The organism is Pseudomonas sp. NPDC087804 (assembly GCF_044742965.1).
GTDB lineage: Bacteria > Pseudomonadota > Gammaproteobacteria > Pseudomonadales > Pseudomonadaceae > Aquipseudomonas > Aquipseudomonas rustica.
In genome coordinates this window covers 82,489-98,912 of record NZ_JBIUVN010000001.1, presented here as the reverse complement: position 1 = coordinate 98,912, position 16,424 = coordinate 82,489, and the positions used below count along the sequence as shown (strand labels likewise).

14 protein-coding genes are annotated in these 16,424 nt (G+C 59.9%); 10 read left to right on the top strand and 4 right to left on the bottom strand.

From position 1 onward, the window contains the following. Window positions 1–6 precede the first annotated feature (6 nt). The 5 genes from ACIOMO_RS00495 to ACIOMO_RS00475 all read left to right on the top strand — a co-directional run bounded on the left by ACIOMO_RS00495 (window position 7) and on the right by ACIOMO_RS00475 (window position 5,231). Window positions 7–627, top strand: a complete 621-nt coding sequence (locus tag ACIOMO_RS00495; RefSeq protein ID WP_401239369.1) for a UbiX family flavin prenyltransferase — start codon at window positions 7–9, stop codon at window positions 625–627. A gap of 156 nt (window positions 628–783) precedes the next feature. Then, window positions 784–1,845, top strand: coding sequence for a GTP-binding protein (locus ACIOMO_RS00490; protein WP_212544619.1), 1,062 nt, complete (start codon window positions 784–786; stop codon window positions 1,843–1,845). Between the two features lie 228 nt (window positions 1,846–2,073). Next, the gene (locus tag ACIOMO_RS00485) at window positions 2,074–3,441 is read left to right on the top strand and encodes a nucleobase:cation symporter-2 family protein (protein WP_401237447.1); all 1,368 of its coding nucleotides are present in this window, start codon (window positions 2,074–2,076) and stop codon (window positions 3,439–3,441) included. 13 nt (window positions 3,442–3,454) lie between these two features. After that, window positions 3,455–4,843 carry an amidohydrolase family protein gene (locus ACIOMO_RS00480; protein WP_401237445.1) on the top strand — a complete coding sequence of 463 codons (1,389 nt, stop codon included), beginning with the start codon at window positions 3,455–3,457 and terminating at the stop codon, window positions 4,841–4,843. A gap of 190 nt (window positions 4,844–5,033) precedes the next feature. After that, window positions 5,034–5,231 (top strand): hypothetical protein, encoded by a 198-nt coding sequence (locus ACIOMO_RS00475; protein WP_053121391.1) that lies wholly within the window; start codon window positions 5,034–5,036, stop codon window positions 5,229–5,231. A 136-nt stretch (window positions 5,232–5,367) separates the two neighbouring features. On the opposite strand, the gene ACIOMO_RS00470 is transcribed toward ACIOMO_RS00475, so the two are convergent. The 3 genes from ACIOMO_RS00470 to ACIOMO_RS00460 form a co-directional block, all read right to left on the bottom strand. Next, entirely contained in the window at window positions 5,368–6,294 is a 927-nt protein-coding gene (locus ACIOMO_RS00470; RefSeq protein ID WP_401237443.1) for a DHH family protein, read from the bottom strand. A 94-nt stretch (window positions 6,295–6,388) separates the two neighbouring features. Continuing rightward, entirely contained in the window at window positions 6,389–7,672 is a 1,284-nt protein-coding gene (locus tag ACIOMO_RS00465) for a Zn-dependent hydrolase (RefSeq protein ID WP_159814674.1), read from the bottom strand. Between the two features lie 136 nt (window positions 7,673–7,808). Further along, window positions 7,809–9,293, bottom strand: coding sequence for an NCS1 family nucleobase:cation symporter-1 (locus ACIOMO_RS00460; protein ID WP_159814675.1), 1,485 nt, complete (start codon window positions 9,291–9,293; stop codon window positions 7,809–7,811). A gap of 624 nt (window positions 9,294–9,917) precedes the next feature. Here ACIOMO_RS00460 and hydA point away from each other — a divergent pair. The 3 genes from hydA (at window position 9,918) to preA (ending at window position 14,194) form a co-directional block, all read left to right on the top strand. Beyond that, entirely contained in the window at window positions 9,918–11,357 is a 1,440-nt protein-coding gene (hydA, locus tag ACIOMO_RS00455; protein WP_102899263.1) for a dihydropyrimidinase, read from the top strand. A gap of 194 nt (window positions 11,358–11,551) precedes the next feature. Continuing rightward, the gene (locus ACIOMO_RS00450; protein ID WP_401237441.1) at window positions 11,552–12,919 is read left to right on the top strand and encodes an NAD(P)-dependent oxidoreductase; all 1,368 of its coding nucleotides are present in this window, start codon (window positions 11,552–11,554) and stop codon (window positions 12,917–12,919) included. Further along, window positions 12,920–14,194, top strand: a complete 1,275-nt coding sequence (preA, locus tag ACIOMO_RS00445) for an NAD-dependent dihydropyrimidine dehydrogenase subunit PreA (RefSeq protein WP_401237439.1) — start codon at window positions 12,920–12,922, stop codon at window positions 14,192–14,194. Window positions 14,195–14,335: 141 nt separating this feature from the next. Here preA and ACIOMO_RS00440 read toward each other — a convergent pair whose 3' ends face one another. After that, on the bottom strand, window positions 14,336–14,956 hold the full coding sequence (locus tag ACIOMO_RS00440) for a TetR/AcrR family transcriptional regulator (RefSeq protein WP_212544627.1): 621 nt from the start codon (window positions 14,954–14,956) through the stop codon (window positions 14,336–14,338). 145 nt (window positions 14,957–15,101) lie between these two features. On the opposite strand from ACIOMO_RS00440, the gene copC reads away from it, so the two are divergent. Both copC and copD read left to right on the top strand, forming a co-directional pair. After that, window positions 15,102–15,464: a copper homeostasis periplasmic binding protein CopC gene (gene copC, locus ACIOMO_RS00435; RefSeq protein WP_401237437.1), complete on the top strand. Its 363-nt coding sequence runs from the start codon at window positions 15,102–15,104 to the stop codon at window positions 15,462–15,464. 3 nt (window positions 15,465–15,467) lie between these two features. Beyond that, window positions 15,468–16,322: a copper homeostasis membrane protein CopD gene (gene copD / locus ACIOMO_RS00430; RefSeq protein WP_401237436.1), complete on the top strand. Its 855-nt coding sequence runs from the start codon at window positions 15,468–15,470 to the stop codon at window positions 16,320–16,322. The last annotated feature ends 102 nt before the right edge of the window (window positions 16,323–16,424 follow it).

The following is a 16,424-nucleotide window of genomic DNA, read 5'->3' as shown; positions in this document are numbered from 1 at the left end:
CAACGGATGGTCGTCGGCATCAGCGGCGCGTCCGGCTTCATCTACGGCGTGCGCTTGCTGCAATTGCTCGCTGAACTGGACATCGAAAGCCACCTGATCATCAGCCGCGCGGCGCTGCTGACCATGGCTCACGAAACCGATTACAAACTCGCCGACGTCACTGCATTGGCCAGTCATTACCACCGCGCCGATGACGTCGCCGCCGGGATTGCCAGCGGTTCGTTTCGCTGCCTCGGCATGGTGGTGGCGCCGTGCTCGATGAGGACGCTGGCCGAGATTGCCACCGGCACTTCATCGGGGCTGATCGGTCGCGCCGCCGACGTCACGCTCAAGGAGCGCCGCACGCTGGTGTTGATTGCCCGCGAAACCCCGCTGACCCTCGCCCACCTGCGCAACATGACCGCCGTCACCGAGATGGGCGGAATCATCGCTCCACCGGTGCCCGCGTTCTACGCCCGCCCGGAAAACCTCGCACAAATGGTCGACCACAGCCTCGGCCGCGTGCTCGACCTTTTCGGCCTCGATGCCGGCGTTGCACGACGCTGGCAAGAACACCCGGATCCAACTGTGGAAATCAATAACTGTGGCGAGGGGATTTATCCCCGCTCGGCTGCGAAGCAGTCGTAAAACCGGCAACCGCGGTCTGCCTGATACAGCGCGGTGGCAGGATTTGGGGCCGCTTCGCGACCCATCGGGGATAAATCCCCTCACCACAAGGGTTAAACATCAAAAATTTCATCACCCCGAATTCAGTGTGCACCGGTCAATCAAAGGAGCCTCACCATGAACACCCCATTCAACGCCCCAACCCGCAACACCAAAATCCCCGTGACCATCCTCACCGGTTTCCTCGGTGCCGGTAAAACCACCCTGCTCAATTACATCCTCAAAGAAAACCACGGTCGCAAAATCGCCGTGATCGAAAACGAATTCGGTGAAGTCGGCATCGACGGCGACCTCGTCCTCAGTTCCGAGACCGAAGAAATCTACGAGATGGTCAACGGCTGCGTGTGCTGCACCGCCGAAGTTCGCGAGGACTTGGTGCGCATTGTCCGCGAACTGGTCGCGCGGCCGGTGCGGCTTGACCACATCCTTATCGAGACCAGCGGCCTGGCCGATCCGTACCCGGTGGCGCAGAGCTTTTTCATCAATGACCCGATCGCCGATGAAGTCGAACTCGACGCCATCGTGACCATGGTCGACGCCAAGCACATCGCCCAGCACCTGGAGGATCTGCAACTCGACGGCGTCGACAATCAGGCAGTGGATCAGATCGTTTGCGCCGACCGGATCGTCATCAACAAGGTCGATCTGGTCAGCGCTGAAGAAGTGGAAACCTTGCGCGGCAAGATCCGTGGCTTGAATGCCACGGCAGATCTGGTGACCTCGACCCACGCGCAAATCGATCTGACGAAGATCCTCGGCATCGGCGCGTTTGAATGCACGCAGAAGCTCATGGAAATCGGCGCGGATCAGCACGATCACGATCATCACGACCATGAGCATCACGCTGAGCAGTCTATTGAAGAGCAGGATCACCAGCACGACCCAAGCGTGTCATCGGTGGGCATCGCTGTGGACGGCGCGGTCAACCTGATGGCGTTCCACCGCTGGATCAGCGAGCTGCGCTCCTCCCAGGCCGACAACCTCTATCGCATGAAAGGCGTGCTCGCCGTGGCCAATGAAGACCAGCGCTACGTGCTGCAAGGCGTGCACAGCCTGGTGGAATTCCGCGCCTCGACCGCGTGGGGCACGGAGCCCCGCTCGAGCAAGATCGTGTTCATCGGCCGCGACCTGGATCGCGCGGCCCTGAACCAAGGCTTCGCCGCCTGCCTGGCAGGCTGAAACAAGGCATCGGAGCCGGTGGATGGCGGCTTCGGGCACATGTGTACGAATGACTGATGCCACAAAACCTGTAGGAGTGAGCCTGCTCGCGATAGCGGTGTGTCATTGAGCAATGATGGTGACTGATTCACCGCTATCGCGAGCAGGCTCACTCCTACAGGGGACCTGCAGCAGGCATCAGACGAATACCCCTCTCTACCGCATAAAAACAGCCAGAGGTGTTTCCCCATGTCGTCAGCCACATCCCCATCAAAAACCGCATCCACCGTGCACCCCGTCGACCGCGTTTTGCCGGTACGACAGATGCTCACCCTCGGCCTGCAACACATGGCCGTCTCGTACATCGGCGCCATCGCCGTGCCGTTGATTGTCGCCAGTGCCCTAAAAATGTCCCACGCCGACACGGTGGTGCTGATCAGTACCACGCTGTTCTGTTCCGGCATTGCCACCCTCCTGCAAACCGTCGGCTTCTGGAAATTCGGCGTGCGCCTGCCGATTCTACAAGGCGTGGCGTTCAGCAGCGTTGGCCCGGTGATCGCCATCGGCAGCAACCCGGAGGTGGGGTTCGCCGGGGTCTGCGGGGCGGTGATCGGCGCGGGGATTTTCACCATGCTGATGGCGCCCTTCGTCGGTCGATTACGGCGGTTTTTTCCGCCCGTGGTCACCGGTTGCATCGTCACCGTGATCGGTTTGCAGCTGTTCCCGATTGCCTATGAATGGGTTGGCGGCGGGCGCAACGCGAGCAACTTCGGCGCGCCGGCGTTCCTCGGTGTGGCCGTGGTGGTGTTGCTGACGATTCTACTGGTCAACCGCTATGGCAGCCCGATGCTGCGCAACATGGCGGTGTTGATCGGGATGCTGGTTGGCGCCGGTCTGGCCTACGGTCTGGGCATGGGCAGTTTTCACAGCGTCGAAGAAGCGCCGTGGCTGACCGTGCCCTACCCGTTCTACTTCGGCCTGCCAACCTTCAGCCTGATCCCCATCGCGACCATGGTGGTGGTGATGATCGTGCAGATGGTCGAGTCGATGGGGCTGTTCGTGGCCATCGGCGACATTGTCGAAAAACCGGTCGAGGACAAACAGGTCATCAACGGTCTGCGCGCCAATGGCCTGGCCAGCACCATCGCCGGGATGTTCGCCGCGTTTCCCTTTATCGCCTTCATGGAAAACGTCGGCCTGGTGATCCTCACCGGCGTGCGCAGCCGTTGGGTGGTCGCGGTCAGCGGTTTGCTGATGTGCTCGATTGCCTTGGTGCCAAAGGCCGGCGCGATCATCGCTTCGATGCCGACCGCCGCTCTCGGTGGCGCTGGCATTGCAATGTTCGGCGTGGTTGCGGCGGCGGGCATTCAGACCCTCGCCAAAGTCGATTACGAGCGCAATCGCTACAACGTCTTGATCGTCGGTTTCACCATCGCCGCCGCGCTGGTGCCGGTGCTCGCACCCACCTTGTTCAAACAACTCCCCGAGTGGTCGCAGCCGTTCCTGCACAGCAGCGTGGTTATCGCTTGCCTGGTGTCGGTGCTGCTCAACGCTGCGCTGAATGGCGTCAGCGTGCCGGAAACCACCGCCAGCAAATCCGCCTCGCACATCCTTTAGTTTGGAGCTGCCCATGACTCAACTTCAGAACATCCTGATCAAAAACCCGGTCGCGGTGATGACCGGCCTGCGCGGCCCTCGCGCGCGGGCCGGCGCCGTGGACATCCGCGTGGTCAACGGTCGCATCGCCGAAATGGCCGCGAACCTCGAAGCGCAACCCGGCGAACGGCTGATCGACGCGCGCAACTGCGTGGTCTATCCCGGCTGGATCAACACCCACCATCACCTGTTCCAGAACCTGCTCAAAGCCGTGCCCGCAGGGCTGAATCAGGATCTGCAAGGCTGGCTGGCGAGCGTGCCCTACCCGCGCCTCAACCGCTTTACCCCGCAACTGGCGCGGATTGCTGCACGACTGGGCATGGTCGAATTGCTGCTGTCCGGCGTCACCACCTGCGCCGATCACCATTACCTCTACCACGCTCACGGCAGCACCGAGACCGGCGACTTGCTGTTCGACATGGCCGATGAGTTTGGCCTGCGCTTTGTGCTGTGCCGTGGCGGCGCGCTGGAATCGGCGAGCGCACATCCGGGCTTCTCGAAAACCGCGCTGCAACCGGAAAGCCTTGAGCAAATGGTCGGCGACATCGAACGGCTGAAATCGTTGTATCACCAGGACACTCCAGACGCGATGCGCCGCGTGGTTGTCGCGCCAACCACGCCAACGTTCTCGCTGCCGCCGACGCTGCTGCGTGAACTCGCCCACACCGCACGCGGCCTTGGTTTGCGTCTGCATACGCACCTGTCGGAAACGCAGAACTACGTGAATTTCTGCCGCGAAAAATACAACTGCCTGCCAGTGGAATTCGTCGCCGAACACGAATGGCTCGGCCCCGACGTCTGGTTCGCCCACGCCGTACACCTGCAACCGGGCGAAATCAGCATGCTCGCGCAGACCGGCACCGGCATCTCCCACTGCCCGGTGAGCAATGCGCGACTGGGCAGCGGCGTCGCGCCAGTGCCGCAGATGTACGAGGCAGGTGTGCCGATTTCCCTGGGCGTGGATGGCGTAGCGTCGAATGAATCCGGAAGCATGGTCGGTGAGGCCAACACCGCGTGGCTGATCCACCGCGCCGAACAAGGCGCCTCGGCGACCACCGCTGAAGACGTCATTCACTGGGGCACGGCGGGTGGCGCACAGGTGTTGGGGCTCGGCGCGGTTGGCGCTTTGGAAGTCGGGCAAGCGGCGGATTTGGTGGTCTACAGCCTCGATCACCCACGGTTCTACGGCTTCCACGACAGCGCCGTCGCGCCGGTGGTTGCGGGCGAACCGATCACGGTGAAATACAGCCTGGTCGGCGGCCGGATTGTGGTCGACAACGGCGTAATCCCCGGCCTGGACATCGAACGCATGCGCGCCGAAGCGTGGGAAGGCGTGCAACAACTGATGAACGTAGAAGACTGACCCTCGAACCCGTGTAGGAGCTGCCGAAGGCTGCGATCTTTTGATCTTGTCTTTTAAAAAACCAAGTCAAAAGATCGCAGCCTTCGGCAGCTCCTACACGGGATCGTCGTATTCGCGACTTCCGGGTTTGTCGTCTAACGTTACTCCCTCATCGGACTGAGCCCCTGGGCTCTTGATCAAGGAGAGACTGATGACGTCGCGTCGCACGATCGAACAGACCTACCGCACCTGGTCCAGCCCCATTCTGCTGGAGCTGAAAAAGCGCGAACACCAAATGGCGCCGTTCGAGCGTCAGGCGCTGGAGAATGTGTTGGTGGAGAGGCGGTTGCTGGATATCGGTAATCCGCAGGGCAATGACCGCCGAACAAAAAACCTCACCCTGGATTAATCGCGTAACCCAACTGCACGCATGAATGACTTGTAGGAGTGAGCCTGCTCGCGATGGCGGTACATCAGACAATATTGCAGTGTCTGACAGCCCGTTATCGCGAGCAGGCTCACTCCTACAAATTCCATATGCGTTTTCAGGATTTGCTACAGGGGGCCACTGAAAGGCTCAGCTTCAGAAGTTCTTTGCGTAACATCGATGGCTCGACAACAGCCATTCCAGAGCACCATCCAAACTGCATCAGCCTATTCAGCTTTTGTTGACTGAGTTCGGGTTCGACCAGCAAGCAACTTTTCCGGTCGCGGATGCTGATGACATTCAGCATCCAGTCATCGCCCTGCTCCGCCATCCATTGGCTGATCGCTGGCCGATGCTTTTGCAGCAACGCATCGGCATCCCACACGGTCATTTGTGCGAAGACTTGCGGCAGATTACTTTCGGGTTTCAGCCGTTTCAGGTCGGCTGCCAAGGCATTGGCAAGGTCTGATTCGATGCTGGCCTGGCATTCGAGGAAGTATTTCTCGGGCCAGTCGGTCGCGAGTTTCGCCCGAAACGCGAGTTCGGCGTAGGCGTCGATGTCCGCTGCGGTGGTCATCTGGCTGGTGAAGTTCAGGGTGTTGTCGAGGATCGCGGTGGCCAACAGTGCGGCACTTTGTTCGCTGATTTTTGCTAGCAAGTCTGAGGTCTGCCAACGCTGAAAGACTTGAGTTGCCGCAGCGCCGATCGGGCGGATGTCGGCGGCTGAACCGAGTTTCTTTGCCCAGTAATCTTCGTAACCTGGATGATGGTCGATGACTTCCACGACCTGATCGAGCACGACCAGTGGATCGAAATGGTGATAGTCGGATACGTCAACCAAGATGAATTCGTCAGTCAGCAATGGTTCATGCGTTTGAAAGGCGCGACCCCAATCAAGCACGGTTTTCGAGACGCTGGCGTTGGGTTTTGCGCTGCTGACGGCGCGGGCGGGAATGCCTTGCAGATTGAGTAATTCGGCGTAGGCGATGCAGCAGGCGTAGGCGTCGATGTCCAGATAGGACGCGCCGGAGGTGATGATTTTCATGGGCGGCAACGTCGCACATTTTCATGACATTTGCGTGTCAGCAAAAGATCGCAGCCTGCGGCAGCTCCTACACAGGGCTGCGATCTGTTGATGTTTATGCGGCGGCTTTACCGGCTGCCACCGCCGCCGAAGCCGCGAGCATCGCCCGCAACAACACCGCGCACCCGGCCGCCAGATCATCCGGCGCGGCGTTTTCGATTTCGTTGTGGCTGATCCCGCCTTCGCATGGCACAAAAATCATCCCCGCAGGCCCAAGTTCGGCGAGGAAGATTGCGTCGTGGCCGGCGCCGCTGACGATGTCCATGTGCGACAGGCCCAAGCCCTTGGCCGCGCCGCGTACCGCTTCCACGCAACCTTTTTCGAAGTACAGCGGCGGGAAGTCGGCGGTCGGGGTCAGTTCATAAGTCAGGCCATGTTCCTCACAAGTCGCTTCGATGACCTGCTTCACCTCAGCAATCATCGAATTCAGTCGCGCCGGTTCCAGATGACGGAAATCGAGGGTCATGCGCACTTCGCCGGGAATGACGTTGCGCGAGCCGGGATAGGCTTGCAGGCAGCCGACCGTGCCGCAGGCGTGCGGTTGATGGCCGAGGGCGGCGCGGTTGACGGCGCCGACGATGACCGAGGCGCCGACCAGTGCATCTTTGCGCAGGTGCATCGGTGTTGGGCCGGCGTGGGCCTCGACGCCGCGCAGTTTCAGATCGAACCACTTCTGCCCCAGCGCACCGAGCACCACGCCGATGGTTTTCTGTTCGTCTTCAAGGATCGGGCCTTGTTCGATGTGTGCTTCAAAATAGGCGCCGACTTTATGGCCGCTGACTTTGCGCGGGCCGGCGTAACCGATCGCATTGAGTGCTTCGCCGACCGTGATGCCCTCGGCATCGACCTTGGCCAGCGTTTCTTCGAGGGTGAATTTTTCGGCGAACACGCCGGAGCCCATCATGCATGGCGCGAAGCGTGAGCCTTCTTCGTTGGTCCAGACCACCACTTCCAGCGGCGCTTCGGTTTCCACGCCGAGGTCGTTGAGTGTGCGCAGAACCTCGACGCCAGCGAGCACACCGAAGCAGCCGTCGAACTTGCCACCGGTGGGTTGCGTGTCGATGTGGCTGCCGGTCATCACTGGCGGCAGGTCGGGATTGCGCCCCGGCCGGCGGGCAAAGATGTTGCCGACGGCATCGACCGTGACGCTGCACCCGGCGTCCTTGCACCATTGCACGAACAGGTCGCGGGCCTGGCGGTCGAGGTCGGTCAGGGCCAGGCGACAGACCCCACCCTTGACCGTGGCGCCGAGCTTGGCCAGCTCCATGAGCGAGGCCCAGAGGCGATCGCGGTTGATGTGCTGATGGGTCGATTGCAGAACGTCTACGGCTGCGTTCATGGGGATCTCCTCAGTGTTGATGCCGATAGTTCCCACGCTCTGCGTGGGAACTCATCCATGGACGCTCTGCGTCCGCTGTTGGGACGCAGAGCGTCCCGGGCTGCATTCCCACGCAGAGCGTGGGAATGATCATGACTTACACCGCTGTTTTCACGGCAGAAGGCTGCGCCCGCATCACGCACAACCCGTAATAAATAATCCCGCCCAACGCCGAGCCGGTGAACCAGCCATAGCTGTAAAACCAGCTGAACGCATCGCTACCCAGCGACAACAAGGTCAGCACCACCGGCACACCAAACGCGAGAAACCCGGCCCGGTTCCACGCCGGATACACGTCATCGCGGTACAACCCGGCCAGGTCCAGTTGCTGTTTCTTGATCAGGAAATAGTCCACCACCATGATCCCGGCAATCGGCCCGAGCAGGCTCGAATAACCCAGCAACCAGTTGGAATACACGGTCTCCAGGCTCACATCGGAAACGATCAAACCGAGCTTTTTCAGCAGCTCATGTCCCATCAGCAACAGGCCGACCAACCCGGTCAGCAACACCGCTTTGGTGCGGTTGATCACCTTGGGCGCGATGTTCTGAAAATCATTGGTCGGCGAGACAATGTTCGCGGCGGTGTTGGTCGACAGCGTGGCGATGATGATCAGCGCCATGGCCACCGCGACCCACACCGGGCTCTGGATATGGCCGATCAAAGTCACCGGATCAGACACCGTCACGCCGACCAGTTTCACCGACGCCGCGGTCATGATCACGCCCAGCGAGGCGAACAAAAACATGGTCAGCGGCAGGCCGAAAATCTGCCCGAGGATTTGATCTTTCTGGCTCTTGGCGTAACGACTGAAGTCCGGAATGTTCAACGACAACGTCGCCCAGAAACCCACCATTGCCGTCAGCCCGGCGGCGAAGTAACTCACCACACTGGCGCCTTCCGGACGCTTCGGCGGGATCGCCAGCAGTTCCGTCATCGAGACATTGGGCATCGCCCATACCAGCAAGCCGATGCCGACCGCCACCAGCAACGGCGCGGACAAGGTTTCCAGCCACTTGATCGACTCGGCGCCGCGAATCACCACCCACAGGTTCAGCGCCCAGAACACCATGAAGCCGATCACCTCCCCCGTTCCGCCAAGGGATTTCCAGCCGTCGAAAATCGAGCCAAGAAACAGGTGAATCGCCAAACCGCCAAACATTGTCTGAATGCCGAACCAGCCGCACGCCACCAGCGCGCGAATCAAACAGGGCACGTTGGAGCCGAGAATGCCGAACGACGAGCGCAGTAACACGGGAAACGGAATGCCGTATTTGGTCCCGGGAAAGGCGTTCAGCGTCAGCGGAATCAACACGATGATATTGGCGAACAGAATCGCCAGCAGCGCTTCGCCCACACTCAAGCCGAAGTACGCCGTCAGCACGCCGCCGAGGGTGTAGGTCGGCACGCAGATCGACATGCCGACCCACAGCGCGGTGATGTGCCATTTGTTCCAGGTTCGTTCGCGCACCTTGGTCGGTGCCATATCGTGGTTGTAACGGGGACTGTCGAGGACGTCGCTGCCGGCTTCGAGTTCGAACAAGCCGTCGCGTTCGGTCACTTGCGATCTGTTCTGTTGCATGGCCGCTCCACTGTTCTTCTGATTATTTTTTTGCTCATCAGGCGGCTTGCACACAAGGCGCGAGCCGGACGATGGCCGGAGGAACTGACAACTTTCGTGCACCGGCCATGGTGTCAGCGGCGGCATCAATAAACGTGCCGGGTGAACCGCTTGGCGCTAGGGCCGTGCTTCAAACGCATTGCAACTTTCTGATATTTATCAGTTTTAATTATTCACCTGATGAGTTCGCGGAAACTTGTCTGGGTGCTCAGGCTAAACACTTGGCAAGTTGTCCGAACAGACAGGACTCAAACTGGTGCACTGCATTTATTTTCATTGTGAACGTGCAACCGCAGCTCAACTTCAAGCGGCTGATTTCACATAGGAAATCTTGCTCATATTTCCATCCTGTCAAGTGCGTCAAAATGGGGAGCCGCCTCACCATTTTGGTGATTTGTACTTTTTATCGTTATTTTTCATAGAGTTAAAACATACATAAGCTTATAAAAAATATTCTTGCTCTATTGCAAATTCACGACTAGTTTCTATTCCTGACAGCGCTGACAGGAATACACCCTGAACTGCTGTACATCAATAAAACATTTAGAACCGGCACAAGTCGGTCATGCCTGCGAGGAACTCGGAATGTCTCTGTTGATCCGTGGCGCCACCGTTGTTACCCATGATGAAAGTTATCGCGCCGACGTCTATTGCGCCGACGGCGTGATCAAAGCCATCGGTGAAAACCTTGATATTCCCGCCGGCGCCGAAGTGCTCGACGGCAGCGGCCAATACCTGATGCCCGGCGGCATCGATCCGCATACGCACATGCAACTGCCGTTTATGGGCACCGTGGCCAGCGAGGATTTCTACAGCGGCACGGCGGCGGGTCTGGCCGGTGGCACCACGTCGATCATCGACTTCGTCATTCCCAATCCGCAGCAATCATTGATGGAAGCGTTTCATCAGTGGCGCGGCTGGGCGGAGAAGTCCGCCTCCGACTATGGCTTCCACGTCGCGATCACTTGGTGGAGCGAGCAGGTGCGTGAGGAAATGGCCGAGCTGGTCAGCCATCACGGCATCAACAGCTTCAAGCATTTCATGGCCTACAAGAACGCGATCATGGCTGCCGACGACACGCTGGTGGCGAGTTTCGAGCGTTGTCTGGAGCTCGGTGCGGTACCAACCGTGCACGCGGAAAACGGCGAGCTGGTCTATCACCTGCAACGCAAGTTGATGGCCCAAGGCATCACCGGGCCGGAAGCGCATCCGCTGTCGCGGCCTTCGCAGGTTGAAGGGGAAGCGGCGAGCCGGGCGATTCGTATCGCTGAAACCATTGGCACGCCGTTGTATCTGGTGCACGTCTCGACCAAGGAAGCCCTCGACGAAATCACCTATGCACGGAGCAAAGGCCAGCCCGTGTACGGCGAAGTGCTCGCTGGGCATTTGCTGCTCGACGACAGCGTCTACCAACACCCGGACTGGCAGACTGCTGCGGGTTACGTGATGAGCCCGCCGTTCCGTCCGCGCGGTCATCAAGAGGCGCTGTGGCACGGACTGCAGAACGGTAATCTGCACACCACTGCGACGGATCATTGCTGCTTCTGCGCCGAGCAAAAAGCGGCGGGTCGTGATGACTTCAGCAAGATCCCCAACGGCACGGCGGGTATCGAAGATCGCATGGCGGTGCTTTGGGATGAGGGCGTTAATTCCGGTCGTTTATCGATGCAGGATTTCGTTGCGCTCACCTCAACCAACACCGCGAAAATCTTCAATCTTTATCCGCGTAAAGGTGCGATTCGCGTCGGTGCCGATGCCGACCTGGTGCTGTGGGATCCGCAAGGCACGCGCACCATTTCCGCCAAGACCCACCATCAGCAGGTGGATTTCAACATCTTCGAAGGCAAGACCGTGCGCGGCGTGCCGAGCCATACCGTCAGCCAGGGCCGATTGGTCTGGGCCGATGGCGACCTGCGCGCCGAGCGCGGCGCCGGACGGTACATCGAACGGCCGGCGTATCCGGCGGTGTTTGATTTGCTGAGTAAGCGGGCTGAGCAACATAAGCCAGTTGCTGTGAAACGCTGATATCGAGGCCTTCGGCCTTCGCGAGCAAGCCCGCTCCCACATTTGAAATGCATTCCCCTGTAGGAGCTGCCGAAGGCTGCGATCTTTTGATCTTGTTTTTTAAGATCAAGATCAACAAATCGCAGCCTTCGGCAGCGCCTACACGGGGATTTGGCCAATGCCCGATAGAGGCAGTTACCGTGAGGCACACAACCGTGATCGAGACCCTGAACCATCTCCCCCACCCGCACGAAAGCGCGGCCGCCCTCGCCGGGCATTTCACTGATCTGGCGCCGCCGCTCAACGCTCGGCAGGCACATCTGGAAGCCTCGCGCTGCCTGTATTGCTACGACGCGCCGTGCGTGAATGCGTGCCCGAGCGAGATCGATATCCCCTCGTTCATCCGCAATATCCATCAAGACAACGTCCCCGGTGCCGCGCAGAAAATTCTCTCGGCGAACATCCTCGGCGGCAGTTGCGCACGCGTTTGCCCGACTGAAATCCTCTGCCAGCAAGCCTGCGTGCGCAACAACGCCCACGAATGCGCGCCGGTGCTGATCGGCCTGCTGCAACGCTACGCCGTCGACAACGCACACTTTACTGAGCACCCGTTCCAGCGCGCGGCAGCCACCGGTAAACGCATCGCCGTGGTGGGTGCCGGGCCGGCCGGTTTGTCCTGCGCGCATCGCAGCGCCATGCACGGTCATGACGTGGTGATTTTCGAAGCGCGGGAGAAGGCTGGCGGGCTCAACGAGTACGGTATCGCCAAGTACAAACTGGTCGACGATTACGCGCAAAAGGAGCTGGATTTCCTCCTGCAAATCGGCGGCATCGAAATTCGCCACGGGCAGAAACTCGGTGAGAATCTGACCCTCAGCGAACTGCATCACCAATTCGACGCGGTGTTCCTCGGCCTCGGTCTCAACGCCAGCAAGCAGCTCGGCCTGGCCCACGAAGACGCCCCGGGCCTGCTCGCCGCCACCGATTACATCCGCGAACTGCGTCAGGCCGATGACCTCACGCAACTGCCACTGGCCGAACGCTGCATCGTCCTCGGCGCCGGTAATACCGCGATCGACATGGCCGTGCAAATGGCTCGCCTCGGCGCTCGCGATGTCAATCTGGTGTATCGCCGTGGCGCGGCGGACATGGGCGCCACTGGCCATGAACAAGACATCGCCAAGGCCAATCAGGTGCGTCTGCTGACTTGGGCACAACCGGAAGAAGTGCTGCTCGACGATCAAGGCAACGTGCGCGGCATGCGTTTCGCTCGCACCGATCTGGTCGAAGGACGCCTGCAAACCACCGGTGAAACCTTCGAACTGGCCGCCGACGCAATCTTCAAAGCCATCGGCCAGTCCTTCGACAGCAGCGCCCTCGCCGACCCGCTCGCCCGTGAACTCAAGCGCCAGGGTGAACGCATTCAGGTCGATGCAAACCTGCGCACCAGCATTCCCGGCGTGTATGCCGGCGGCGACTGCACCAGCCTCGATCAAGACCTCACCGTGCAAGCCGTGCAGCACGGCAAACTCGCCGCCGAGGCGATCAACGCTCAACTGATGCTCAACGTGGAGGCTGCGTAAATGGCCGATCTCTCGATAGTCTTCGCCGGCATCAAAGCACCGAACCCGTTCTGGCTGGCCTCCGCGCCACCGACCGACAAAGCCTACAACGTGGTGCGCGCGTTTGAAGCAGGCTGGGGTGGCGTGGTCTGGAAAACCCTTGGCGAGGATCCGGCGGCGGTCAACGTTTCGTCGCGTTACTCGGCGCACTACGGCAACAACCGTGAAGTGCTCGGTATCAACAACATCGAGCTGATCACCGACCGCTCGCTGGAAATCAACCTGCGCGAAATCACTCAGGTGAAGAAGGACTGGCCGGATCGCGCAATCATCGTCTCGCTGATGGTGCCGTGCGTTGAAGAGTCGTGGAAACACATTCTGCCGCTGGTTGAGGCCACGGGCGCTGACGGCATCGAACTGAATTTCGGTTGCCCGCACGGCATGCCAGAGCGCGGTATGGGCGCAGCGGTCGGTCAGGTGCCGGAGTACGTCGAGCAGGTGACGCGCTGGTGCAAGACTTATTGCTCGCTGCCGGTGATCGTCAAACTGACGCCGAACATCACCGACATCCGCGTCGCCGCCCGCGCCGCCCATCGCGGTGGCGCCGATGCGGTGTCGCTGATCAATACGATCAACTCGATCACCAGCGTCGATCTGGAGCACATGGTCGCCCTGCCCACCGTCGGCAGCAAAAGCACCCACGGCGGTTATTGCGGTTCGGCGGTGAAGCCGATCGCGCTGAACATGGTCGCGGAAATTGCCCGTGATCCTGAGACGCAGGGCTTGCCGATCTGCGGGATTGGCGGCATCGGCAGTTGGCGTGATGCCGCAGAATTCATGGCGCTGGGCAGCGGCGCGGTGCAGGTGTGCACGGCGGCGATGCTGCATGGTTTCCGCATTGTTGAGGAGATGAAGGACGGCTTGTCGCGGTGGATGGACAGTCAGGGCTACGCCAGCATTTCCGAGTTTTCCGGGCGCGCGGTGGGCAATATCACGGACTGGAAATACCTCGATATCAACTATCAGGTGATCGCCAGGATTGACCAGGAAGCGTGCATTGGTTGCGGGCGTTGCCACATTGCCTGCGAGGACACTTCACATCAGGCGATTGGCAGCCTGCGCCAGGCGGACGGGACGCATAAATATGAAGTGATTGATGATGAGTGTGTGGGCTGCAATTTGTGCCAGATCACTTGTCCGGTGGCGGGTTGCATCGAGATGGTGCCGATGGATTCAGGCAAGCCGTTTCTGGACTGGAATCATGATCCGCGCAATCCGTATCACGTTGCGGTTTGACTGATCGTTCCCACGCTCTGCGTGGGAATGCAGCCCGGGACGCTCTGCGTCCCATTGGAACGCGGAGCGTCCCTAGAGGCATTCCCACGCAGAGCGTGGGAACGATCATGTAGGAGCTGCCGAAGGCTGCGATCTTTTGACTTATGGTTCCAACCCAATCCCGCGCAAGATCACACTCGTCACCGTCTGCACCGCCCGCTCAAACTGCATGTCCGACAACGGCTGGTGATCATTCAAAATATTCACCTGATGATCAAAGTCGGCATAGTGCTGCGTCGACGCCCAGATCATGTACAACAACCCCGACGGCTCCACCGGCAAAATCCGCTTGTCCTCGACCCACTGCCGAATCTTCGCTTCCTTCATTTTCGCCCAGTCATACAGGCTGACATCCAGCGCCTCGCCCAGCGTCGGCGCGCCATGGATGATTTCATTCGCCCAAACCTTCGAACCGTACGGCCGGCTGCGCGAGTGGTTCATCTTCGCGCGAATATAACTGCTGAGCACCACGCGCGGATCGTCGAACATCTCGAAGCACAGCGCGTCCTGCTTCCACACTTCCAGCAGATCAAACAGCACCGCGCTGTACAGCTCGCTCTTGGTGCTGAAGTAATAATGCAGATTGGAACGCGGCAGTTGCACTTCGGCGGCGATGTCCGCCATCGCGGTGCTGCCGAAACCTTTTTCGGCGAAGACTTTTTCCGCCGCCAGCAGGATTTTCTCGACGTTATTGCGGCGAATTTCGATCTTGTGATTGCCCATGTGGGCTCCCTGACAACAGCGTTGTTGAAGACTAGCATCCGCTCAGGCACGCGGGCGACAGATGAAAACGAAACTTCGTACAGACGCGCCCGGACGCGGTTGAGTAAACTGGCCGTTCTTCGATTCTGCCTCAGAGGTATCCGCGATGCTGTTCAAGAATGTCCTGACCACCACTGCCCTGCTCGCCTCGCTGTTCGCTGCGTCTTCGGTATTTGCCCACGCCCATTTGAAAAGCCAGACCCCGGCCGCTGACAGCACCGTCGCTGCCCCTGCCGATCTGCGCCTGACCTTTTCCGAAGGTGTCGAAGCCACGTTCACCAAAGTCACCGTGACCAAGGACGGCACACCGGTTGCGGTCAAACCGCTGACCACCGAAGGCGACAAGAAAACCCTGATCATCACCCCGGCTGCGCCGCTGACCGCCGGTGAATACAAAGTCGAATGGCACGCAGTGTCGGTCGACACGCACAAAAGCGAAGGCGCCTATCAGTTCAAGGTTGGCCAGTAATTCATGAGCGAAGCGCTGGTGCTGTGCCGCTTTCTGCATTTCACCGTGGTGTTGATGCTGTTCGGCGCCTGGCTATTCCGGCCGTTGCTGCTCAAGGGTGAAGCGCTGGAACTGGATCGGCACCTGACGCGACTCGCCCGTTGGCTGGCCGCGGTTGCGCTGGTCAGCGGGATTGCCTGGGCGTTGCTGATTACCGCGAGCATGGCCGGTTCGGCTGCGGCGGCGTTTGATCCAGACACGATTGCGCTGGTGCTGGGCAATACGTTTTTTGGTCAGGTGTGGCGCTGGCACCTGCTGATCAACGCGGTGCTGCTGGCGTTGCTGTTCACTCCGTGGCGTTCAAGCATGCCGTTGCGCTTAGGTTTGAGCGGGTTGTTGCTGGCGACGCTGGCACCGGTCGGACACGGCGCGATGCTCGATGGTCTGAGCGGGCAGCTGCTGATTCTCAATCAGATCGTTCATCTGACCTGTGTGGCCGCGTGGCTGGGTGGGTTGTTGCTGCTGGTGATGATCCTGCGTCAGCCGAGTGAGCTTCGTGGTGTTTTGCAGCGTTTCAGCGGCGTCGGTTATTGGCTGGTGGCGGGGTTGCTGATCACCGGATTGATCAACGTCCGCGTGCTGACCGGCCAGTGGTGGCCGACGCCATTGTTCAGCGGGTTTGCGCTGATTCTGTTGATCAAGGCGATGATTGTGCTGGGCATGCTCGGGTTGGCGTTGTTTAACCGCTTGCGCATCGATGACTGCGAACAACGAATGGGCACCCTGCGACGCAGCGTGATGCTCGAATGGCTGCTCGGCATTGGCGCGGTCGCCGCCGTCTCGCTACTCGGCACCCTGCCCCCGATGATCACGGCTTGAAACACGATCTCTGTAGGAGCCGAGCTTGCTCGCGAAGGCGTCATCACAGTCGCCATCTCAATTGTCTGAACCACCGCTTTCGCGAGCAAGCTCAGCTCCTAC